The sequence below is a fragment of the Glycomyces sp. NPDC048151 genome, from assembly GCF_043202775.1.
GTDB lineage: Bacteria > Actinomycetota > Actinomycetes > Mycobacteriales > Micromonosporaceae > Glycomyces.
In genome coordinates this window covers 90,131-111,187 of record NZ_JBIDBB010000009.1, presented here as the reverse complement: position 1 = coordinate 111,187, position 21,057 = coordinate 90,131, and the positions used below count along the sequence as shown (strand labels likewise).

General features: G+C 63.9%; 18 protein-coding genes. 3 read left to right on the top strand and 15 right to left on the bottom strand.

What is annotated here, in order from left to right; genetic code table 11:
• Nucleotides 1-289: 289 nt before the first annotated feature.
• Complete coding sequence (locus ACGGCP_RS21790) at nucleotides 290-637, bottom strand: CU044_2847 family protein (RefSeq protein ID WP_392969011.1); 348 nt, start codon at nucleotides 635-637, stop codon at nucleotides 290-292.
• 104 nt (nucleotides 638-741) lie between these two features.
• On the opposite strand from ACGGCP_RS21790, the gene ACGGCP_RS21785 reads away from it, so the two are divergent.
• Nucleotides 742-4,929 (top strand): trypsin-like peptidase domain-containing protein, encoded by a 4,188-nt coding sequence (locus ACGGCP_RS21785; RefSeq protein ID WP_392969008.1) that lies wholly within the window; start codon nucleotides 742-744, stop codon nucleotides 4,927-4,929.
• 740 nt (nucleotides 4,930-5,669) lie between these two features.
• On the opposite strand, the gene ACGGCP_RS21780 is transcribed toward ACGGCP_RS21785, so the two are convergent.
• The 9 genes from ACGGCP_RS21780 to ACGGCP_RS21740 are packed head-to-tail and all read right to left on the bottom strand — an operon-like array spanning nucleotide 5,670 to nucleotide 15,252.
• Nucleotides 5,670-5,948: a hypothetical protein gene (locus ACGGCP_RS21780; protein WP_392969005.1), complete on the bottom strand. Its 279-nt coding sequence runs from the start codon at nucleotides 5,946-5,948 to the stop codon at nucleotides 5,670-5,672.
• Entirely contained in the window at nucleotides 5,945-6,910 is a 966-nt protein-coding gene (locus ACGGCP_RS21775) for a DnaB-like helicase N-terminal domain-containing protein (RefSeq protein WP_392969002.1), read from the bottom strand. The genes ACGGCP_RS21780 and ACGGCP_RS21775 overlap by 4 nt, the downstream gene beginning before the upstream one ends.
• Before the next feature lie 40 nt (nucleotides 6,911-6,950).
• Nucleotides 6,951-7,769 carry a hypothetical protein gene (locus ACGGCP_RS21770; RefSeq protein WP_392968999.1) on the bottom strand — a complete coding sequence of 273 codons (819 nt, stop codon included), beginning with the start codon at nucleotides 7,767-7,769 and terminating at the stop codon, nucleotides 6,951-6,953.
• Complete coding sequence (locus ACGGCP_RS21765; protein ID WP_392968996.1) at nucleotides 7,766-9,586, bottom strand: type IV secretory system conjugative DNA transfer family protein; 1,821 nt, start codon at nucleotides 9,584-9,586, stop codon at nucleotides 7,766-7,768. Before ACGGCP_RS21765 ends, ACGGCP_RS21770 begins: the two co-directional genes overlap by 4 nt.
• On the bottom strand, nucleotides 9,583-11,109 hold the full coding sequence (locus ACGGCP_RS21760; RefSeq protein WP_392968993.1) for a type VI secretion protein: 1,527 nt from the start codon (nucleotides 11,107-11,109) through the stop codon (nucleotides 9,583-9,585). The genes ACGGCP_RS21765 and ACGGCP_RS21760 overlap by 4 nt, the downstream gene beginning before the upstream one ends.
• Nucleotides 11,110-11,111: 2 nt before the next feature.
• Nucleotides 11,112-12,767 (bottom strand): SCO6880 family protein, encoded by a 1,656-nt coding sequence (locus tag ACGGCP_RS21755; RefSeq protein WP_392968990.1) that lies wholly within the window; start codon nucleotides 12,765-12,767, stop codon nucleotides 11,112-11,114.
• 15 nt (nucleotides 12,768-12,782) lie between these two features.
• On the bottom strand, nucleotides 12,783-14,147 hold the full coding sequence (locus ACGGCP_RS21750) for a hypothetical protein (protein ID WP_392968987.1): 1,365 nt from the start codon (nucleotides 14,145-14,147) through the stop codon (nucleotides 12,783-12,785).
• Nucleotides 14,148-14,162: 15 nt separating this feature from the next.
• The gene (locus ACGGCP_RS21745) at nucleotides 14,163-14,900 is read right to left on the bottom strand and encodes a hypothetical protein (protein WP_392968985.1); all 738 of its coding nucleotides are present in this window, start codon (nucleotides 14,898-14,900) and stop codon (nucleotides 14,163-14,165) included.
• A gap of 10 nt (nucleotides 14,901-14,910) precedes the next feature.
• The gene (locus ACGGCP_RS21740) at nucleotides 14,911-15,252 is read right to left on the bottom strand and encodes a hypothetical protein (protein WP_392968982.1); all 342 of its coding nucleotides are present in this window, start codon (nucleotides 15,250-15,252) and stop codon (nucleotides 14,911-14,913) included.
• A 494-nt stretch (nucleotides 15,253-15,746) separates the two neighbouring features.
• On the opposite strand from ACGGCP_RS21740, the gene ACGGCP_RS21735 reads away from it, so the two are divergent.
• Nucleotides 15,747-16,850: a M23 family metallopeptidase gene (locus tag ACGGCP_RS21735; protein ID WP_392968979.1), complete on the top strand. Its 1,104-nt coding sequence runs from the start codon at nucleotides 15,747-15,749 to the stop codon at nucleotides 16,848-16,850.
• 5 nt (nucleotides 16,851-16,855) lie between these two features.
• Here the strand turns inward: ACGGCP_RS21735 and ACGGCP_RS21730 are convergent, their stop codons facing one another.
• From ACGGCP_RS21730 to ACGGCP_RS21715, 4 genes are read right to left on the bottom strand one after another with little or no spacing between them, the layout of a single operon-like run.
• Nucleotides 16,856-17,239, bottom strand: coding sequence for a hypothetical protein (locus tag ACGGCP_RS21730; protein WP_392968976.1), 384 nt, complete (start codon nucleotides 17,237-17,239; stop codon nucleotides 16,856-16,858).
• On the bottom strand, nucleotides 17,223-17,864 hold the full coding sequence (locus ACGGCP_RS21725; RefSeq protein ID WP_392968973.1) for a Bro-N domain-containing protein: 642 nt from the start codon (nucleotides 17,862-17,864) through the stop codon (nucleotides 17,223-17,225). The genes ACGGCP_RS21730 and ACGGCP_RS21725 overlap by 17 nt, the downstream gene beginning before the upstream one ends.
• Before the next feature lie 51 nt (nucleotides 17,865-17,915).
• A complete protein-coding gene (locus tag ACGGCP_RS21720) occupies nucleotides 17,916-18,206 on the bottom strand; it encodes a hypothetical protein (protein WP_392968970.1) in 291 nt (96 codons plus the stop codon).
• Nucleotides 18,203-18,454 carry a helix-turn-helix domain-containing protein gene (locus ACGGCP_RS21715; RefSeq protein WP_392968967.1) on the bottom strand — a complete coding sequence of 84 codons (252 nt, stop codon included), beginning with the start codon at nucleotides 18,452-18,454 and terminating at the stop codon, nucleotides 18,203-18,205. The genes ACGGCP_RS21720 and ACGGCP_RS21715 overlap by 4 nt, the downstream gene beginning before the upstream one ends.
• A 178-nt stretch (nucleotides 18,455-18,632) precedes the next feature.
• Between ACGGCP_RS21715 and ACGGCP_RS21710 the strand changes: the two genes are divergently transcribed.
• Nucleotides 18,633-19,238: a helix-turn-helix domain-containing protein gene (locus ACGGCP_RS21710; protein ID WP_392968964.1), complete on the top strand. Its 606-nt coding sequence runs from the start codon at nucleotides 18,633-18,635 to the stop codon at nucleotides 19,236-19,238.
• A gap of 254 nt (nucleotides 19,239-19,492) precedes the next feature.
• Here ACGGCP_RS21710 and ACGGCP_RS21705 read toward each other — a convergent pair whose 3' ends face one another.
• The gene (locus ACGGCP_RS21705; protein WP_392968961.1) at nucleotides 19,493-21,022 is read right to left on the bottom strand and encodes a hypothetical protein; all 1,530 of its coding nucleotides are present in this window, start codon (nucleotides 21,020-21,022) and stop codon (nucleotides 19,493-19,495) included.
• Nucleotides 21,023-21,057: the final 35 nt, after the last annotated feature.

Sequence of the window (21,057 nt, the reverse complement as noted above, 5' to 3'; positions counted from 1 at the left end):
GCCGCGGCTTGCCCGGCTGCGGCTTTGAGCGAACACGGATGGCAAATGCCCCGAGCTCTTCGTGCTCGGCACGGTACAGGATTCGGGAACCAGCGATTTGGCTGGGCATGTCGAGGTTCGGGTAGATCGCCCTCGCTCTCGTAGTAGCTGTAGCGTGCGTTCCCACTTCTCGGGGAGTCAAGATTCCTGGTCAGCAAGTAGTGCCGCTCAAAACGGTGTGCGTGACGACAATCAACCATGAGTCCCAGCGACGGCAGCCTCGTGTGAGTACAGGTCTTCTCAAGTAGGACTATGACAACGGGGGTTGTTCGATACTGGACCGCTGCCACTCGGCAGTGATGGTGAAGTTGGCCTCGGCTGCAGCCTTCGCAAGGATTGCCGTCGTCTCTCCAGTGATCTTGACTCCGAACTGGATGGCAATTCGGTCCGGCTTCGACGGAGTGCCACGGAGCTGCTCCACCACTTCCTCGACTGCGGGCGTGATCTCCGAGAACGCCTTCCGCAGGGTCCGGACAGTGGTAGCAGTCGCGTCAGCAACCCGTCCGACCGGCTCGATGAAGGCTTCAGAGTTGTCGGTGATCTCAATGTCGACACTGCCACCACTCTCTAGCGGCATGGTCACGATCCTGGTACTCACGGTTGCTGTACCGTCCCTTGAGATTCGCGTTGGTACGATCGTGGATCAGTGTAGATGCCGGCCACCCCTGTCACGGCCCGCTGGCGGATCGGAGCCACATCCCTATGGCCCAAACACCACGCTTGCCGAGCCCTCTCGGCACGGTAGTCGCACGCATACTCGGCTCACACGATCGCCCGGTCGGCACCGCGTTCCTCGCAGCCCCTGATCTCTTGCTGACGGCCGCCCATGTCGCGAACCTGTCGCTCGGCTACGAAGTGGGCAGTACAAGACGACCGTCTGGCATGGTCGTGCTCGATTTTCCCCTTTTGGCACCAGGACGGCGCTTCCATGCGGAGATTGAACACTGGGTACCTCCAGGAGAAGAGCGACTCAGCGACATCGCTGGACTGCGACTGGTTGCGGGACCGCCCCTACCTGCTTCACCCGCTCCCATCGTTGAAGCTGAGACGTCCTTCGACTTGATGGCAACCGTTCTGGGGTTTCCCGCCCGCGCCGACGACGGCGCCTGGAGCATCGTTCGCCTACGCGGCGGCCAGGGCACCGGCAGAACACAGATCGATCTCGACCAAGTCAGCCAGTTTCCCATCGAGCAAGGCTTCTCTGGGGCCCCCGTATGGGATCCCACGCGAGGCACCGTCCTTGGCATGGTGACACACGCATGGAGCCGCGGAGGACCCCAGAGCGCATACATGGTCCCTGCCGAAGGCTTGTTTGAGGCCTGGTCAGAGTTGAGGGATCTCGCGCGTCCCCCGTCACCGTACCCTGGCCTTCGACAGTTCACCGAAGGTGACGCTGAGGTTTTCTTCGGCCGAGAGGCCCTTGCTAACCAGATCGCGGAGCTGTCGACGACAAATCCGGTCGTCACGGTAACGGGAGGATCGGGAGTCGGGAAATCCTCACTACTCGCGGCAGGTGTCATTCCGCGTCTGCGAAACAGGACCGACACCCTGACAGTGCGTTGCATCCCTGGAGAGGCGCAGACACCAGTCCGAGCACTCGCGCTCGCCCTAGCAGAGGCATACGAGCCAGATGCCGACACTGAAAAACGCTACCAAGCCGTTAATCGGTACGCAGATGCGATGCTGCGCGGCCAGACTGCCGAGATCATCACTGATCTGCTCCACCGACGGAAACGCCGCCAACTGGTGGTGATCGTAGACCAGTTCGAACAGGTACTAGCAGGCTCCAAGGAGCAGATCGCGTCCTTCGGTGCCGTGCTGGCAGCCCTCGTCGCCACAGACGGGCGCCCCTGCCTGCTGCTTGGCATCCGACACGATTTCCTTCCGATAGCAGGGAAGTACCAACATTTTGACGAGTTGATCGCGCGGGCCTATCAAATCCCTGTTCCCGAGCTCGACACCACCGGTCTTCGCGAGGCCATCGAGCGACCTCTCCAGCGGTTGCAAACCGTAAGGTTCGAGCCGCAACTGGTCGACCACCTCATCTCCGAGGTAGAGAACCAGCCAGGAAGGCTTCCACTGCTGCAGTTCGCGCTGAACCGCCTGTGGGAACGGCAGCACGACGGCCTGGTCACGTACTCCTCCTATCGAGAGCATGGCGACCTTCGCTCGATGCTCACCGACTATGCCGATCGAATCTGGGAGGGACTGACCGAGTCCGAGAAGCCACTCGCTCGGCGCCTCCTTTCCCAGCTTGTCCACCCGATGCCAGGTAATGACCGAGCGTTCACCCGGCGAATCGTGCAGCGCAGCGACCTCAGCGATGAGCTGTGGGCTGTCGCTGGCCGCCTCGCCGCTGACCGCCTCGTCCAACTCAGTTCCGCTGATTACCGCGATGAGCATGCCGAGTTTGCTGTCGAGCTCGCGCACGATTCTTTGATCGTCCACTGGAATCGGCTGGCGGCCATCGCAGTCGAGGACCGCGAGTTCCGGCTCTGGCAGGACGCCATACGGCATCGGGCTGATCGGTGGGCACAGCGTCCTGCAGACCGGCCCATCTCGTACTGGAGCCAGGTCCTGCGGCCTCACATTCCCCGCAGGAGCGATTCAGCAGGTTCCAGGGCGCGACTGATGTCGATTGGGGATCTTTGGGAGGCCCGGCAGTGGCGGACCCGTCGCGACGATCTCAGCGATGTCGAGTTGAAGTACCTCGCGGACAGCCGAACGCGGCAGTCCGTGTTGTGGACCCGCGCTGCTGCCATAGTGGCGATCTCCGCGATCATTCCGCTTTACTTGATCGTCGATGCCAACCGCGAATTGAGCGAGATCTACGACCTGAGGAGGTCGCAGGAACTGGCCGCTCAGAGCACGGAAATCGCAGCCACCAACGGGCCCCTTGCGCAACTGCTCGCCGCGTCCGCCTGGCAAGTCAGCAAAACTGACGAGGCATGGAATGCTATGAGTAACGCTGTTAACAACCCGATGATCGGACTGCTCGACGGCGGCCACCGTGCGCCACTTACTACCCTCGATCTCAATTCGGATGCCACCACCATGGCCACGGGTGACGACGACGGGGCTCTGGTCCTCTGGGACACCGCGACCTGGATACCGACCATGATTCCCGAACAGCTCGGTATCGGAATCGAAAACCTCGAATTCAGCCCAGACGGCACGCATCTGGCGGCCGTTTCGGCTGGAGAAGTGCTGATCTGGGATGTAGCGAACGACAGCCTGCTGCACCGGTTTAACGCAGACGAAGGCAATACCTACGATACTTCAATCGCCTACAGCCGAGACTCAACCATGCTGGCGACCGGAACGAACGACACCACAGGAGTACTCCGAATCTGGAACGCGGCAACCGCCGAGATGGTGACCGAGATTTCCACAGGCAACGGGATCACCGAGCTAATGTTCAACTCGAAAGGCGAGTCGATTCTCGCCGGTCAAAGCGATGGTATGCTACGCCAGTGGGAGATCGCGACCGGCAATGAAATATGGCAGGACGACCACCAAGCGCCTGAGCCAATTGAGTCACTTGTATCGAGCCCGACAAACCCAATGCATATCGTGGACTGTGGCACGTACTGCATGTTCACCGATGTCGAACAGAACAGGGCCACAGTACTGTCGGAACGTTCCGGAGGGCGCAGTCTCTTCAGCCAGGATGGGTCAATGATGCTGGTGCACAACACGTCAGGAATTGCCATCTGGAATGTCGAACAACGCTCGATTATCGGCGTCGCGCCGACCGATATTCGAATCTCCGACCTTGATTTCGGCCCTAACGGTGTCATCACCGCAGCAACCGACGACGGAGTACTGCTCTGGAGCATTGACCGGATGCAGAAGGTCACGATGTTCGACATTGATCGCACAGGAACCGGCAAGGACCTTGAGGTCCTCGCCGATGGAACCGGCGTCGTGACAGCGGGTGACTTTGGATCAGTGACTGCAGACATCGTGACTGGAGAGACCGAGGTCGAGCACAGCCCTACCGCTGGCATGACTCTTCTGTCAGCCCAGGCAAGCCCAGACGGTTCGAAGACCGCACATGCATTCGTCGGAGCTGGTGCCCCAATCACAATCACCGATATCAGCAGCGGCGGCGGGATGCTGACCATCAACGCGTACCCCGTCGATACAGAGGCACTGCTGAACTACATCATGACCATGGAATTCAGCCGGGATGGAAGCATTCTCGCCGCTGGGTTCCGAAACGATTTCTCCAGCGCCCCTGAAGATCTCCCGCAATTGAGCCTTTGGGATACCAATTCCGGCGAGTTGATTGCGCCACTGGGTGAATTCGATCTTTCCGGACTGAAGGCCGTTGCCTTCAACCACGACGGATCCTTTATTGCAGCAGCGGATGGAAATGGCATCGTTCGTATATGGGAAGTCCGTAGCGGAAATCTAATAAAGGAGTTCCTTCCCGAAAGCTCGGATGTGTTCGCTCTCGAGTTCATCGGAAACACGCCGGAGCTAGCCATCGGGACCGGAATTGGATTGACAATCTTGAACCTACACGATGACGAAGCCATCAATTATGATCTCGGAGACGATGAGATGGTCGAGGAAGTGCGCTCCTCACCGGATGGGAGGTACCTGGTACTCAATCTGTGGATCTCCTTGCAGACGGCAATCTGGGATACTTCAACGGGCGAAATTGCGGCCACATTTCACCTGGGTACCTTTCCGAGATTTACCCCCAACAGTAATGCACTGCTGATGCTCACGGACGGCTACATGCACGACATTGACATCTCGTTCCTTCGCGACCCCTATAGCGCCGTTTGCGGTCAGTCTGGGCGCACGTTCACGGACGATGAATGGGATCTCTACCTGGGCGACTACGATCCCTCGTCGCTAAACGTTTGCGGCGCATAGGGTAGACATAGTTGCCGACCTCGCGCAACTGTCAACAAACCACACCTCGCCTCTTCACCGCTCCGCCTGAAAGTTAGACTCGCGACCTTGGCATTAGTGGGCTTCCCGGGTTGAGCTCTGCAATCTGTTGAGGATCTTCACCCGGTACCGCGGCACGGTCGGACCACATGACGCGCAGATCAGGCATGCGGTCGGCGGAGGTGCGAGCCCTGCTCGACCGGCGCGTTCACGAACCGCTCGAGCAGGGCTCGCACCTCCGCCTCGAACCGATCGAGCTTCTTCGGCTTCTTGCTCTGGCTCTTCCCCAATTCGTTTCTACCTGCCTTTCAAACGCGCCGCTCTGACACACACCTTCCACAGGTCGCCCACGGCGTGAAACATGTTATCCACAGGCCGTGAAACAAGTTATCCACAGGGATCTAGCTGCACTTACGCGAATCGGGCTACATATGCGCAGGTCAATGCCCCAGTGTGGGACGTTTTCCTGTGTCACGGCCGTTAGGTACAACGGAGAGATGGACTTTTCGACGCTCTCTCTCTGGATCGCAGGGGGTTTGGCCGCCCCAGCCGCAACTGTCGCGTTCGTCTCGCTGCTCGCGCTCCGCGGCTCCAAGCCTGCGGAACGGGCAGAGATTCTCCGCGCACTCGCGGTTCTCGCCCTAGCGCTCCTGGCCCGTCGTGCGGGGACGGCTACTCGGCCCCGGAGAAAGAATTAGGCCTTGGGCTGTACTCCTTGGGCGCTATGGAGCGAGTTTCGTGTGGAGATTTCGGTAGAGGATCGTGGAGCTGGCCTTTTGTTTGTCGAGGAGGGCGATCGCGGCGGGGGCTGTGACGCGCATCCATTCGGTGTCGTCGTTGATCCACCAGTGGCCGAGGTATTGGACGCAGTTGTCGATCTGGGGTGAGAGCGGGGTGACCTCGCCTCGTAGCCAGGCGATGCGGATGCGCTTGGTGGTGATGACGTGCGGGAGCGGCTTCGGGGTCTGGGCCCGTTTGGTCGTGGTCTGCGGCTGGCTCATCGGAGGCCTCCGCCGTGGCCGGGCAGGTGCGTCTCTGTGGCCTGCGGGCCGGGTGCGGTCGTGCCGAGGTTGAGGTTTTGGGTCGCGGTCAGGTCGTGTTCGAAGGGTGAGAGGGCCGTGGAGTACTCGGCGCTGACGCGGGCGTCTTGAGCGGCGATGGCGCGGGCGGATTCGGTGCCAGTGTGGACGGCGGTGGGGGTCTCCCGCAGACGCTGCACGTAGGCGGCGTCGGGTTCGGGGTAGTCGGGCTTTTCGTATCCGGCATTGACGAGAAGTTGTTCGGCGCGGCCGAGTTGGTAGAGCAGGTCGAGGTCGGAGGCCGCATCGCGGTTCCAGGCCATGGAGGCGACGAGTTCGTAGACGGTGCGGCTGCGGAAGTCCTGCAAGGTCTCGGGCGGGGCGATCTCGACGACGGTGCGGGCCTGCTCGGGGTTCGCCAGGAGCGAGGCCACGAGCTGTTCTTCGAGCGCGGTGCGGCTGTCGTTCATGGGCGCGGGTCCGCTGTCGGTGCTCTGGGTGTAGTCGCGGTCGAGCAGGTCGAGGCGTTCGCCGCTCTTGCGTTCCATGAGTTCGAAGTCGCGTTGATGTTCCGGGCTCAGGATCACACCGTCTCCGTGCAGCGTCTCCCGGGCGAGTTCGCGCCATTCCCGCATGAACGCGGCTTCCTTGACCATGCCCGCATAGGAGAGGAGGTGTTCGCGGTTGTCCGGTGCCTCAGCTCGCATGAGTTCGAGAACGGGTTGGTCGATCCCGGGGACGTCGGCAATCTTGGCGACTTCGGAGGAGAGGTCGGGGCCTTTGCGGTAGCTCTTCTCGCGGACGTAGCCGATTGCGGCGTAGACCGCGCCGTAGGCGGGGTTTGAGAAGTCGTCGGCGGAGATCGACTCGCTCAGGTCGATGCTGCGGTCGGCGAGCATCGCGCCGAGCAGGCGCCGCTCGGCCTCGGTTATGAGGGTTGACATCGTTCCTGCTCCTCCTTGTCTGGTGTCAGGGCCTCAAGCATCAGGCCCCGTCAGGGCCGTGACCATCGATCTGCATATTTGACAAATCCTGGGGCTCGGAAAGCTTCGTATCCTCGCCTTCGAAGTCTTCGGCGAGGAGGTCGAGTTGTTCGACAATCCGCTCGTCGTCGACGCGCTGCCACATGCCGGTCTCGAGGTTGCCGATCCACCAGTGCCCGCGTGAGGCAACGACGCTGGGCAGGCCAGCGGGGTGGACCTCGGCTTCGCCGCCGGTGATGCGGCGGCGCATGTCGCGCTCGGTCAGCTCGAAGACCGGCTCGGGTGCGGGGTCGGGTGCTTGGACGCCGCCTAGCGGGTCGGCCGCGGCCCACTTGGTCCGGAGGTCATCCTCGGGGTAGTCCTCGGCGAGGGTTGAACGCTTGTGCCCGGTCAGGCACTTGGGCGCGTAGAACTTGATCTGCGCGGCGAGGGAGCGCAGTTCGTTGTGCCAGCCGCGGGTGTAGAGGGCGAGCGATCCGGCGCGGCGGCCGTGGGTGACGCCTTCGTTGGGTTTGGTCGTGTACAGGGCTTCGCGCCAGCATTTGAGCGACCAGAGTTCCTGGACCAGGCCGGGGTGTTCGGGCCAGCATTTGGGGAGTCGGTATTCGCGGCCGAGCTCGTAGGTGTCGTAAAGCCAGATGACCCAGTCGACCAGGTCGCCCCAGTGTCGCTGGCGGTCCTCGGGCTCCAAGGCGTGCCACTCGGTCAGGCGCCCTTGGATCGACAGGACCGCCGACTCCTGCTTCTTCTCGTCGTTCTCGGCATCGGGTGGGGGCGCGTCGTCGGGGCGCCCGCGCTCGTCCATGATCTCGTTGCTCACCAGCGCCGCCCAGGCTCCTCAGTCGTGACGGGCTCTGCGACAACTGCACCGCGACCCAGCAGCTGCATGGTCTCCTCGACGGAGGCGGCGTAAGTGGCGGCGTCTTTGGATTTGTAGTGGCGGACCATGCGGGTCTTGACCGGGGCGACGCCGCCGGCGATGACGAGGGCTTCGCCCCGGTCGGCGTCAAGCTGGCGGACCTGGGAGGCGGTGATGACGTCGCGTTCCCGGTCGGTCGGGGCGTGGCTGGTGCCGTTCGGTCCGTACTGGACGCCGGGGACGTGCTCGCGCCATTTCCCGGCGAGGTCGGCGAAGTCCTCGGCTTCGTCGCCCGACAGGCCGCCGAGCGCGATCTTCACCGTCGCTGCACCCCAAAGCATGTCAGCGCCGTCCCTTCCCCAGCCGGCGCGGGCCTGGGCGCTGTTCTGCAGAATCGCGGCGATGAAGATCCCCGAGCCGGCGGCGTAGGACATCAGGTCGGGCAGCCGCTCGTAGGGGGTGACGTTCTTGACCTCGTCAAGGGCCATGAGCAGCGGCGGGTCGAGCCGGCCGGTTGATGCCTTGTTGGCGAGGTCGGTGGCGATCTCGGTGACCTCGTCGACGAACGCGGTGATGAGCGGGGCCATCTCCGAGGCCTTCGCTTCGGGAACGAGGAGGTAGGCGGTGCCGGATTCGCGTAGGAACGTCACGATGTCGAAGTGCTCGCTTGGGCTCGGGCAGAACACGGCGCGGGCTCGCGGGGAGAGGATCGGGGTGAGCGCGGTCTGGACCGTGGCGTAGAGGCTGGAGCGCGTCTCGGGGGCGAGGTTGTAGAGCCCGTCGACGTTGCCCGCGACACCTCGTGCGGTCCCGGGGTGCTGTTCGAGGATGACGGCGGCTTGACGGTCAGTCTCGTCGAGCGCCCATGCGGCGATGTCGCCGAGATCCTTACCGTCGAGGGCGGCGGCGTGGAGCCAGGCGGCCAGGAGGTTGACGGCGTTGGCGCGGAAGAACCCGGCGTTGTTCGAGTCGGTGCCGGACTTGCCGACGGTGACCATGACCTTCGCGCGGCGGCGGGCCTTGTCGTAGTCCTCGCAGCCGATGACCGGCGACCACCGCAGCTGGTCAGGCCAGGCGATGTCGGAGATGTCGAGAACGGCGACCGGGCCGAGTGCCTTGCGGTGATTGTAGGTGTTGAGCACGATGTCGGGCCGGACTGAGGTCGCGAGCGCCGGTCCCTGCCAGTGGGCGAGCCAGGGAATGACGACCTGGGACGACTTGCCCTGGCGGGGCGCGGCGAAGACGAGCACCGAGTTCTCGATGTCTGCCGCGAGGCGCATGCCCGCGCCGATCGCCTTGCCGAGGCTGACCGCGACATGGTCGACGGTGGCGCGCACCGCAAGGCTGGGCCGCAGTCGCTTCGCCTTCTTCAAGGCCGCAGCCGGGGAGAGTTTCCTACTGAGTTGCGCGCTGGTCGCCATGCCGCGTTTGCCCCCACCGCCACCGAGGCGACGGTAGACCTTGAGCGCGCCGACGAGGCCGATGACGGTGATCGCGAGCGCGAAGACCGCGGCGACGGCGAACCCGGTCTGTCCAGGGAGGTGCGGGCGGGTGTGCGCGGGCCATGCTGCGGCGGGGTCGCCAAGATTGGCCGGGAGGGCGAACGCGGCGGAGAAGACCTCGGTGAGGCCCACGTTGATCCAATGGAATCCGAATAGGAGCCCGGCGATCTGGCCGGTCAGCCACACCCACACCACTAGGCCGACTACCAGGCCGGTGCCCAGGAAGAGCAATGCGTCGCTGGGGGTGATGACCATCTTCGTATTCGACTGCGTCACTTCGACACCCCGTTGTTCTGACCGATGGCCATGCGCGCGTCCGTATCCACCAGGGGTTCTTCGGCGGCCGAGAGGATGGTCTGCACGACATGGGAGTGGTCCCTGCCCACCTTCCACAAGGCTCGGCCTTTGGTGAGGGCTGAGAACCCGGCGATCTGGGCGGCCTCGGTGTCGGTCAGGCCAACCTCTTCGCGGATCACCTTGAGCGGCTTGGTGTCCTGGGCGAGGCAGACGCGGATGTCGCAGGAGGCGACGATGCCGCGCGCGATGGCGACTTCCTCGGAGTCGGCGGCGCCGACCGCTTCGAAGTCCGAGAGGCGGTGTGTGCTGAGCAGTTGGATGGTGCCCTGGGAGCGGGAGAGGCGCAGGTCGGAGTCGAGCTTGCGGACCATCGCGGGGATGCGCATGGGCCGCCACAGCTCGTCGCGCACAATCAGGCGCAGCGGCCCTCCCGGTTCGTCGATGGCGGCTTGGCCCCAGGTGGAGACGCACGCGAGCGTCATCGACACGGTCTCGTCAGCTCGTCCGTCGAGCCGGGAGATGTCGACGGTTTGCAGGAAGGCGTCGAAGTCCGGGGCCACGGTGGTGGGGCCGTCGAACAGCCCGGCGAGGGACCCGGAGACCATGATGGCGAGCGCGTCGGCGGCGGGCCGGATCGCTTCGCGCAGCTGCTCGACGTTGGTGAAGCGCAGTTCGGCGGCCATGTCGTCGGTGGGGTCGCGCAGCAGCGTCCACACCTGCGGGATCGTCGGGTCCTTGAGGGTCGAGTTGCCGTCGTGCTCGCCGGAGGCGTGGCGGATCGCCAGGGAGACAGCGACTTCTTCGGTCGGCTCCAGGCGGCGTCCGAGCCGGACTTCGAGGAGCGACGCCAAGAGGGTGAGGCGGCGGCGGTGAATGTCATCGAGGCGTTCGCGCAGCTCGGTCGGGTCGGTCGGCAGGTTGCGTCCCGCTGGGCCGGCGTCGAGCGGGTTGATGCGGTTGCGGATGCCGGGGCCGAGCTCGACCGGTTCGACGCCGACGGCGCGGGCGAGCGCGGAGTACTCGTTCTTCAAGTCGCCCAAGACGAAAGCGCGGACGCCGCTCGCCATGAGCCGCAGCATGAGCACCTTCAAGAGGGCGGATTTGCCGACGCCGGGGTTGCCGGTGATGAGCAGGTTCGGGTTGGTGGTGATGCCGCGTTTCAGCCATTCGACCGGGTGGGCGGAGAACGTGCCGCCGGAGAGGACGTCGACGCCGATGTAGACGCCGAGTGGCGGGAGCGGTTGCCCGTACAGATAGGGGTAGAGGCCGGAGACCTGGCCGGTGCTGCCGCGGTGGACCGGGACGGCCGGGAGCAGCGGGGCGCGCCCGGCGTAGGGACGGGCCCAGCCGCGACCGGGCGGCGCAGGTTCGGTGAACGGCTTCGCTTGCGGCTTCGACGGCTTCGCTCGCTTGGCCGGTGTGGTGTTCTGGGACCATTCGGCGAAGCCGAGGTCGGCGGGGCGCAGTTCGCGCTCGGCGCGCGGGAGGCGGGTGCGACTCACGTTCACCACCGCTTCTTCGGCAGGCCGAATCCGAGCGGCAGCGACCCAGCGGCGAAGCCCATGTCCTGCCCGTACCACATCTTCCGGATCTCGATCCTGGCCGCGGAGGCATCGGCTTCCAGTTCCGCGCAGGCTTTCTCGAGGTCGTCCCGGTCTTCGACCGTGACCGTCAGGTAGGCGTTGAACCGCACGAGCCCGTGCCCGGCGGCGCGTTCGGCGTCCTGGCTGATCGCCCTTTCCAGCGCGGCCTTCTCGTGTTCGGGGACGACTTGGCCCGCCTTTTCTCGCATGCGTACGGCCACATCGCGTTCGGTGCGCTCGCGCATGACTTCGCGTTCGGCCTGGCGGGGTCCGAGTGGTTCGTAGTGCATCGAGTACGACCTGCGGTGCTCGCCTTCGCTGAGCAGCGGGGCGAGGACCGTCGCATGTGTCTGGGCGCGGGGCCACTCGTACACCCAGTAGGTCACCGAGAAGGCGCCGTCGTGGGCGTAGTAGCCCTGGTGGGCTTCGGCAGCAGCAGGTCCGGCGGCGCCGGGGTCCACGCCCGGTTCCATCCCGCCCGTCGCGACGCGGCGTTCGGCCATGAGCCGGGATGAGTGCGGGTCGTATGCAGTGCGGATGACCTCGGCGAGGCCCCGCACGGTCAGCCAATGGTCGACCTGGAGGTCGGCCACGCCGACCATCGACGTCAGCGACCGCAGATGCCGCGAGAGCACGACCATCGCGCCCGCCGAGCCGCCTCCGGCCTGGCGGATCGCGTGCTGGGCCTTCTTCGAGTCGAACACCACGGCCAGATAGGTCTGTCGCTGCGCGGTCGCCTGCGTAGCGGTCGACAGCAACTGCTCGTTGACCTCGCGGGCGATCGCGGGCGCGTCATCGGCGAGATGGTCGGCGTGCCAACGGCGAAGCGCCGCGCCGCTCTCGGGCACGAGCCGCTGGAGGACTTGGACGCGCACGATCGGGGAACCCTCAGCGCACAGTCCCGCGAGCAGACCGCCCCACCCGCCGACGCGGGCCTCACGCCGCTCCGAATCGACCAGGCCGATGCCGGCGAACCGGACGCTCGCAACGGCCGTGTAAGTGCCGTCGCGACGGTGCCGCACGATGGCAAGAGGTTCGGCGTTGTGCAGCCGTTCACCTTCAAGGATCTCCAGCGGAGCGAGCACGCCGGGGAGGTCGGCCCTGCGGCGGCGGCGCAGCCTGAAGGTGAACCAGCGCTTGCGCGACGGTTCGTCATCGGACGAGTCGGTCCCGGAGTTCGCAGTGTTCTCGTCGGCCTGGTCTTCGTCCGCGAGGGCCGCTTCTTCATCCTCGACGGCGACCGCTTCGACCATCGTGTGTTCAGGACTGAAGGGCCCGCCCGCGAAGCGGTGCCAGCTCAAGGCACGCCCGAGGTGGTAAGTCCCCCACGCGGCGATCCACTCGTCGACCGTGCGTCCGGCGAGCCGCATGAAAGCGCACCCCGTGATGAGGAAGGCCAGCGGCCAGCACACCAGGCCGAGCTCGAAGTTCGCCGCACCCAGCGGCCAGGCCGCCATCAGCACCGCGAACATCAGCATCAACGACCGGGAGACGGTCAGGCCGAACAGGAAGTTCACTCGTTCGGTCTGCCAACCGAAGTACGTCCTGGGGGTCTGCGCCCGCTCGGGATTGCTCATGATCGGACTCCGTCCTTACTTGTCATTGCCGGGTAGCGAAGCGTTGGGAGGCGTCGGCGGCACCGGGGGCGGTGCCTCGGGGCCGCGTGGCGCGCCCGAACCTTGCCGTTGATCCCCGTCTGCGGTTCCTCGGTTGGCTTGGGCGGCTTGGATAGCCGAAAGATTTTGGAAGCTCTGGCCTGCGGGGAGCGCGTACGGGTTCGCACCCTGCACGCCGGCGTGACCAGCCATCTGCTCCGTGCGCTGCACCAGCGTGTTCGCTCCCTTTTGCACCACTGATAGTCCGGCAGCTGCGGCCATGCCCCAAGGCCCGGCGAACTTCCCAGCACTAGCGGCCTTCCCTGCCGCACCGCTGGCTCCCGCGCCGCTTGCGGCGTGCTGCGCGCGCGCGACCGTGCTCTCGTTGCGGGCAGCGGAGGACTGAGCGAACTGGGCAGGGGCGATCCCCACCGGGCCGGCGACTTGCGTCGCCGCGCCTGCTCCGGCCCCGGCAACTGCCGCAAGCCCGGCACCACCACCCACCGACGAGGAGGCGAACGTCATGAACCTGGCAACTGCGGGCCATGCGAGCGCGGCGAGCAGCAGCACCAGCATCCCCGAAAGGGTTCCTGCGAGGTTCCCGCTCTCGGCTTCTCCGCCGAGCAGCCAGAAGCCGACTCCGAAAATCAAGGCGATGAGCGGCTTCAGGATGATCAATTGAATGGTGGTGCGGACCAACTTCGTCCACCACTCCGAAGTTCCCGAGCCCACCTGGCCGGCAGCGGCGATCGGGGAGGTGGCGATCAGGACGGCGATTGCGGCGTTGCGCAGCAGCAGCTCGAACCACAAGACGAGGGTGAGCACGATCCCGGCTATCGCCAGGATCAGCACCGATGCGATCGAGACCCCCGCGTTCGCGGAATACAGTGTCGCGAACTGCTCGCGCAGCACCTCCCCACCGCTCTGGTCCTCAGTCCCGAAGGTGAGCTTGATGATCTCCTCAGCGATCTGATCCGATGCCGCCAGCGCGGTCGTCGCGAAGGTCAAGGTCAGGATGAAGGCCATGAACGCCTTCATCAGGCCGATCAACCCCTGGGCGATCGGGCGGCCCGAGTGTGTGAAGGCCGTCATCCCGATCTGGACGAGGAACAGGATCACCGCGACGAAGATGCCCAGTCCCAGCGAGATCGCGTAAGCGCCCTGGAAGCCTTCGCCCGTGAAGTCGAGTTCCGGCATCGCGGTGAACGCGTTGGCGAAACCCTCCAACATCTCCACCGCCGCGTCGGCGAAGGAGTAGCAGATTTTTTCCCACGCGTCCTGGAGCCAGCCGGCGACCAGACCACCGTCTTCGGTTTCTCCGGCGGCACTCACGCAGGCTTGTGCGGTTTCTTTGCAGCTCATGGCAGTACAGTCCGGTTACCAGATGAGTTGTTGCCAGCCGAGGTGCTTGGCCTCGTCGCTGTACTCTTCGCCGACATCGACTTTGAGCGCGGTGTAGTCGGCGCTCAGGTCGTCACCGGAGTCGGCCCAGTCCTCCCCGGTCCAGACCAGCTTCATCGACTGCAGGGTGTTCGCCGAGGTCGACCCGTAGGGCGACGTAGCGGTGAGCCGGACGAGGAAGACAACCTCGATGCTTTCGGGTGTCGCGTTCCTGGTCTGGTAGGCCATGGGTGAGGCGTTGAGCCCCCATCCATCGGGCACCGATCCGGTCGAACCGAGGCCGATCTCCTCGCGACGCTTGAGCGGCCAGTCACGCCAGTCGTCCGGATTTTGGTTGGCGTTTTCGACCAGGACCGCGTCGCCGAGCTGTTCGGCGTAGTCCGGGTCGAGCGAGCTGCCGAGGGCGCTCAGCCAGTTGAAGGCCGCCGAGACAGCTCCGACGTAGCTGCGCTCGTAGCCATGGAAGATGTACAGGTCGCTGTCGTACTCGGCGCCATCGACGACTGTCAGCGGGTCGTAGACCTGGTCAGCACCGGGCAGCCCTTCGGCCCCACCCACGGAGTCCGACTGAGCCGCGCCGGGTTCATCGTCCGAGTCAGCTCCGGCACGGTAGGCCACCACGATCGCGGCGGCGATCACCGCCAGCACTACGACCGCCGCAACCGCTGCGCCGATCGGCTTGCCGATCTTTGGCTTCTCGAAGAACTCGGACATCGCAACTCACCTAGCCCAGCGAGTCGACAAGCGCATTGATCATGGGAATCGCGGTGAAGGTCAGTACCACGCAGCACAGCGCCACTGGAATACCGAACTTGCCGTTCGACAGTGCCTTCGGGTTGTCAGCGAACCGGCCGAAGATCAGGTAGTAGATCGAGATCAGCGCCCCGACCGCCGCGGCAAGAACGGCCCCACCTTTGAGCATCGCGAGCAGCACGGTGCCGCCTTCAGAACCGCCGGTGGGATCGACGGGCGCAGGGTTCTCGACGAATCCGGCTGCGATCGAGGCGCTGTCGAGCAGCGAGTTGGCGGCGTCCGCCAGGGCGAGAGCGTGGAAGACCACGGACATGGGGCATCTCCTTGAGTTATCAACCTGGGGGGTGGCCTCACACAGGAGGCCGAGCACGTTCAGCGAGAATCACTTGCTGTAGTCGCGGCGGGGGAAACCGTAAATGGCAAATGTCCGCATCGTCCAGCACCCTCAGGCGTAGCGAAAATTATCGTGATCGGATAGTTACATAAGATTCGGACATTCGATGCGCCTGCGCTGCATAGGTTTTGGCCCACGCGACATCGGCAGGCGAATTGCATGGATGGCATTCGCGCCTGTCAGCCCTCAAGCCAGTGGGCGCGGATCGGCGGGCGCTCGGTGAGATCTAGGTCTCTACTGACGCCTAGGCGAGGTACCTGTCGGTAACGAGTTGGCTTCATTCATTGGCGGTGCTTTGACCTGCTCTTACCGTGGCTCTCCACTGGGCTGCGCCGTCCCCGCGAGGTCTCCCCGCCTCTGCTGCGCGCAGCTCGGCGTCGTTCCCCGTTCCCCGGAAGCGAGAGCCGGCCTTCATGTCGAAGATCCCCGTCGCCGTCGTCGGCGTGATCTGCACGCTCGTGCTCGCCGTCGCCATCATCGGCGGCGGCATCGCGATCGACGCGGGCTTGATCTTCCAGGCGTCGAGCACGACCTCCAGTACCGGCGGCGAGTACGAATGCGAGATCGAGGACCGCGACGCTCTGCGTTCGGCGATCACCGGGAACACCGGCTGGGACGAGGCGCAGCTCGACAACGCGATCGTCGTCTACCTGACCGCGGCCCAGCGTGGTCTCGGTGACCAAGGTGCGATCATCGGCATCATCACCGCCTATACGGAGTCGCACCTCTACACGTATGCCAACTTCAACGTCGAGGAGAGCTTGGGGTACGAGCACGACAAGATCGGGGAGGACCATGACTCCGTCGGTGTCTTCCAGCAGCGTCCCAGTGCGGGCTGGGGCACCGTCTCGCAGCTGATGAGCACCGACTACGCCGCCGGAAAGTTCTACGACAAGCTCGTCACGATCGACGGCTGGCAGTCGATGCCTCCTGGTGAGGCCGCCCAGGCGGTCCAGATCAGTGCCTTCCCCGACCGATACGCCGATCACGTCGACATGGCGACCACGATCCTCGATCACTTCAAGACCTACGTCACCTGCACTCCGGTCGGCGGCGACTGGGTGAACCCCTTGCCCAGTGGCACCTTCTGGGGCGGGTATCGAACCTCGGACCGACCGGACCATCAAGGGATCGACATCGGGGCCGACAAGGGCGCCGAGATCCTGGCCGCCAGTGCCGGTACCGTCGTGACCTCCAAATGCGACGCGGAGCTCCACGGGAACGAGTACTCGTGCGACATCGACGGTTCGGGCGAGGTGCTGGGCTGCGGATGGTATGTGGACATCGAGCATGCGGGCGGTTTCGTGACCCGCTACTGCCACATGGTCTCTCAGCCGCTGGTCGCGGTCGGCGACACGGTGTCGACGGGGCAGCTCATCGGCTACGTTGGCAGCAGCGGGAACTCTGGGGCAGCGCATTTGCACTACGAGACCCATGTTGGCGGAGCACCTGCCACCAAGGCAAATTCGCGTGAGCCCTTGGCGTTCATGGCCGAACGCGGGGTCGACCTCGACTAGTCCGCTCATGGCCGCCACTGACACTGGTAGAACACCGAGGTCAGGAACGCGTGCACCAACCTGTCGGCCAGCTCTTCCCCGTATCCCGAGCTCTCGCAGATCGCGCGGATCTTCTTGGAGTCGCGCCGTAGCCGCTGGCGCAGCTTGTAGTCCGAAGCGTAGTCCTCGCGCATGATCGGCTTCGGGAACACGTCCGCGATCGACTTCCAGTAGGCGCCGCAGTCGGCTCGCCCTGCGTCCCAGATGAAGTCAAGCGGCTGGTCGTGCAGGTATCCCGGATCAATGTCCGGGAGCAGGTCGCCGATGAGGTGGTATTCCTCGAGCGCGGTCCAGTCCACGTCGTTGTCCTCCCACTCGCCTTCCTGGTAGAGCTCAGGCAGCGATGGCATCGGCCGCAACGCCTTCCAGTGCGACGCGGTCCTTGCGCAGCACGCCCTGCACTTGGTTCAGGTGCTGTTCGATAGCCTCGACGGCGTGTTCGAAGACGGTCCAGGCCGAGCCGGTGAAGTAGAAGCAATGCTCCCACGATCGGCGTGGCTGTCCGGTCTGGCAGAGCACGCCAGCGGTCCGCAACTGGCGCATCAGCTCGGCGCGGCCCCACTCCCATCCGCACCGGACCCGCAGGAGCGCCGCGAGCTCGGCGAACGTCAGCGTCGGCGTCTCAGTTGCGGCCTCGTTGTACAGGACGTACGCGCCTGAGCGTCGTAGACCCGGTAGGACCTCGTCGAAGACCCACTCCTGGAACCGCTCGACCATCGCGCGAAGGTCCGCGTCGGCGATGCGGGAGGCCAGCCGTTGGGAGATGAGGCGGTAGAAGCCTGGCTCCGTCACGGCGGCGACCTGTTGCGTGCCGCCGGGAGTCGCGATGATCGCGGTCGTCTGATGCTGCTCCGGCAGCATCCGGATCATGTCCCGGTGGCGGGAGAACCCGAGTGCAGTCGCGAGCGCCGCTGAGGGCACTTTGAAGGACTGTCCTTCATAGATGATTTGGAGCTTGAACTCCTCATTGGACATTTGCTTGACACAGATCACTCGGGGAAGCCCTTTCATTGAGGTGGTGGGGATTCAAGCTCGGACGGCGGAGAGGGCCGTATCGATGTAGGCGCGGACGAGGCGGGCAGTGAGCCCCTCGCCGAGTCCCGCGTCCAGGCAGACGGCCCTGAGACGGGCGGCGTGTTCGCCGAAGCGCATCCAGCGGCCGGTCAGCTCGGCCAGGCCGAGTCGGCGGCCGAGGTCGTCGAGTTCTTCGAGAACCCGCGCGTAGTCCTCCGGGTCGCCGAGCACGCCGGGCTCGAGCTCACAGTCGTCTTCGTTGAGGTGGTCATTGCCAGTGAGGGCGGCTTCGTAGTAGTTCACGCCTGCCCTCCGCGCTCGGTCTCGTCGAGGTAGTCGAGGAGCCCTTGGACGGTGATGAGGTACCGGCCACCGATCTTGCGAATTGGTGTCGGCCATTCGTTCTCGCGCGCCATCCGGTAGGCCAGCGTCCGGCCGATCCCGATGATCTCGGCCGCAGTCTCGACCCCGCAGGTCATGCCGAGCGCCTTGATCCTCTCCCTGGTCCAGGGGCCGCTGTAGCGGCGTGCCTTCGTGGTGCTGAGCGCCATCGTCGTGCCCTTCAATCGTCGTCACCGGGGAGTCGTTCTCCGTGGTGCGACCAATCCTGTCGAGAGAACAAGTCCCCTACAAGACCGAAGGGGTTAATCTGTTTATATGACAAATTCGGACGAGCAAGCCGGGATAGAGCCGGGGCCGACCGTCCTCACCCCCAACGAGGTGGTCGTCATGCGCATGCGCGATATCCGCAAGGCCCAGGGCCTCACGGTCGATGACCTGGTTGACCGCCTCGCCGATATCGGCCGCCCGGACATCACGAACCACCGGATCTTCAACATGCAGGCCGGCCGCGTCAAGCCCTACTTCGACGTCGTCCTCGCGATCGCCAACGCCCTCGGCGTCTCGCCGCTCACCTTCTTGACAGTCCCCGACGACGCGAGCATCTCCATCGAGGTCGCTCCGAGCGTTGAGATCTCCCCGATCCGCTTCAACGCCTGGTCCACTGGCGCCCGCCCGCTCCCCGGCGGCGACGAGGAGGTGTTCGCCGAGTACCACCCTTACGGCACCGGCCTGACCAGCCGACAGGGAAACCCAGAAGAGAGGGCGCAGGCACTGGTCACCCGCCTTACCGCTCGGCTCAGCGCAGTGAACGAAGTCGTGGCCGCGCTCGAAACCGAGGCCTCCGAGTTCGCGGCCGGATTGCAGGAGCTCGACGGCGAAGACCTGCCGGAGGAGCAGCGCCGTGCCATTGACGCCCTCATGAGAACTCTACGAAGCAGCTCGCCGAAGTCGGGCTTGCAAGGCATACAAACACCTACCGATTTTGCAGATTGATGAACTGGCCCTGCCCTCCGACCACGGATTCGATTCGGACAATGTAGCTTCTTCGATGGCAATTGCCCTAGGGAGCGGGGCTATCGGTTCAGCGACACATCGCCTCGCCCATCTCCCATTTTCGTAGTTGACTGCAGCGATCACGCTAACCTGCTGCGTCGCCTACGAGATCCGGGATCGGCTGTCGTTCCTCGAGTGGGTGGGCACCGACGAAAACTGGCGGTACCAAGTTAGCGACAACTATCGAGTCCTGCTCACCCGAGAATCACCGGCCGGGGCCGGGCGATAGCAATCTTGATAAGCCGTCGATTCAGCACTGTTCCTGGGAAGTAAATTCCCTGCGGCAGCCTAGCCACGTTCTCGTGGATGGATTCAAGCGGTCGGAACGAGTCGAGAACGTATGCATTCAAGACGTCGGCCTCAGATGCGCACCAGATGCTCTCCTCGGTAGGGCGCCCAAATCCGTCCAGCTGGCTGAAGAACAGGTTACCTTCATCGCGCCCGACGAAGTGGTGGTAGTTCGGCTGACCTTCAACTGCGAACCGCACCTCCTGGCCGAGCACCAGTGACTCCACCTGTCGTTTCACATCAGTACGAGTCTTCACGTCAAGTCCTTGCCAGGCTTGGTCTCTAGCAATAGCATCAGCGATTGTGCGTTCTTTTTCTTTGGCCTGAGTTTCTGCCTCCCTCCGAGCCTTATGTTTCGCTAGAGCGGCTTCAGCCTCAGCTAGTACCTTCGCGGCAGCATCCATTACCTCCTGTGCCTTCGCTGCAGAGACGGCCTTGGCGGCGTCACGTTTGCTTCGTTCTTCACGACTCCAATGAAGCGCGTTTCGAATGCGAGACAACCTGGCATGCAGCATCGTCGCTCGCTCCTTCGGAAATTTTCGCCGAACGTTCGCAACGCCTGGCAGTGACCCTTGAATCCGATCAATTTCCATAATGGCTTGCTCAACAACCGAAGGATCAGTCTCAACAAGCTTCGCCTGGACTTCGGAGGCAGACGCTGGAAGCGATTCGCCAACAAACCACCGGAAAAGTGGACCGCGACCCGTGTCGAACTTCCTAGCAACAACCTTGATCTCGTCAGCGACATCCCGGTATGGAATGAGCTTTTCGCAAGTTCCGAGAACTAGTGTAAATGACGCTATCAATAGCACGACTGATTCGATCAAAATTACAAGCACCAGCGGCACAATCCACCATGCGCTCTGCTCGCCGCCAAACGAGTACACGCCCATCACTACGCCGCCGACCGGGAGCACCAACAAATACGGAATTCCGAACCATTGATTGTTTTGATCATGCATGATCCGGCACAGCGCGAATGCAAACGCAGTACCCGAAGCCACGATCGCAAATGCAACCAAAATAAGACTTGTGTGCCCAAGCGCACCCCAGAAGGTCAAGTCGCCCTCCGATACCCAGGCCCACAGCCGGGTTGCGTCCAAATTCGGCTTGTCATCCGCTTGAATCTCGTCAACGTCCGGCAAGGTGGCGGCAACTTCGATTTGCGGTGATCCCTCCTCCGAAGCATCGTTTTCTGCCGATTCGGAAGATGCCCGCTTATCTTCGGGCCCAGAGGAAGCATCGGATGTAGCCGAGTCCATGGGCTCAGAAGCATTCGAATCCGCAAGCATCCCTTTTGCCCACGGTACGCCTCCGAGGTCGTTGAAGACCATCCATGCGGTGCCAATAAGGGTAAGAGCGGCCGAAACAAGTGCGATTTTCACAGCGATGCGGGAAATACGCAGTGTTTCCTTGTTGAACTCGTCCTGGCGCATCGCGCGCTGCCTTCCAATTCGGGATCGGGCAAGTT

What these genes read in the sequence shown, in the direction of transcription:
- ACGGCP_RS21785 (WP_392969008.1), top strand. Translation starts at nt 742, where the DNA reads ATGGCCCAAACACCACGCTTGCCGAGCCCTCTCGGCACGGTAGTCGCA.
- ACGGCP_RS21780 (WP_392969005.1), bottom strand. Translation starts at nt 5,948, where the DNA reads ATGAGCCAGCCGCAGACCACGACCAAACGGGCCCAGACCCCGAAGCCG.
- ACGGCP_RS21775 (WP_392969002.1), bottom strand. Translation starts at nt 6,910, where the DNA reads ATGTCAACCCTCATAACCGAGGCCGAGCGGCGCCTGCTCGGCGCGATG.
- ACGGCP_RS21755 (WP_392968990.1), bottom strand. Translation starts at nt 12,767, where the DNA reads ATGAGCAATCCCGAGCGGGCGCAGACCCCCAGGACGTACTTCGGTTGG.
- ACGGCP_RS21750 (WP_392968987.1), bottom strand. Translation starts at nt 14,147, where the DNA reads ATGAGCTGCAAAGAAACCGCACAAGCCTGCGTGAGTGCCGCCGGAGAA.
- ACGGCP_RS21745 (WP_392968985.1), bottom strand. Translation starts at nt 14,900, where the DNA reads ATGTCCGAGTTCTTCGAGAAGCCAAAGATCGGCAAGCCGATCGGCGCA.
- ACGGCP_RS21740 (WP_392968982.1), bottom strand. Translation starts at nt 15,252, where the DNA reads ATGTCCGTGGTCTTCCACGCTCTCGCCCTGGCGGACGCCGCCAACTCG.
- ACGGCP_RS21735 (WP_392968979.1), top strand. Translation starts at nt 15,747, where the DNA reads ATGTCGAAGATCCCCGTCGCCGTCGTCGGCGTGATCTGCACGCTCGTG.
- ACGGCP_RS21730 (WP_392968976.1), bottom strand. Translation starts at nt 17,239, where the DNA reads ATGCCATCGCTGCCTGAGCTCTACCAGGAAGGCGAGTGGGAGGACAAC.
- ACGGCP_RS21725 (WP_392968973.1), bottom strand. Translation starts at nt 17,864, where the DNA reads ATGTCCAATGAGGAGTTCAAGCTCCAAATCATCTATGAAGGACAGTCC.
- ACGGCP_RS21715 (WP_392968967.1), bottom strand. Translation starts at nt 18,454, where the DNA reads ATGGCGCTCAGCACCACGAAGGCACGCCGCTACAGCGGCCCCTGGACC.
- ACGGCP_RS21710 (WP_392968964.1), top strand. Translation starts at nt 18,633, where the DNA reads ATGCGCATGCGCGATATCCGCAAGGCCCAGGGCCTCACGGTCGATGAC.
- ACGGCP_RS21705 (WP_392968961.1), bottom strand. Translation starts at nt 21,022, where the DNA reads ATGCGCCAGGACGAGTTCAACAAGGAAACACTGCGTATTTCCCGCATC.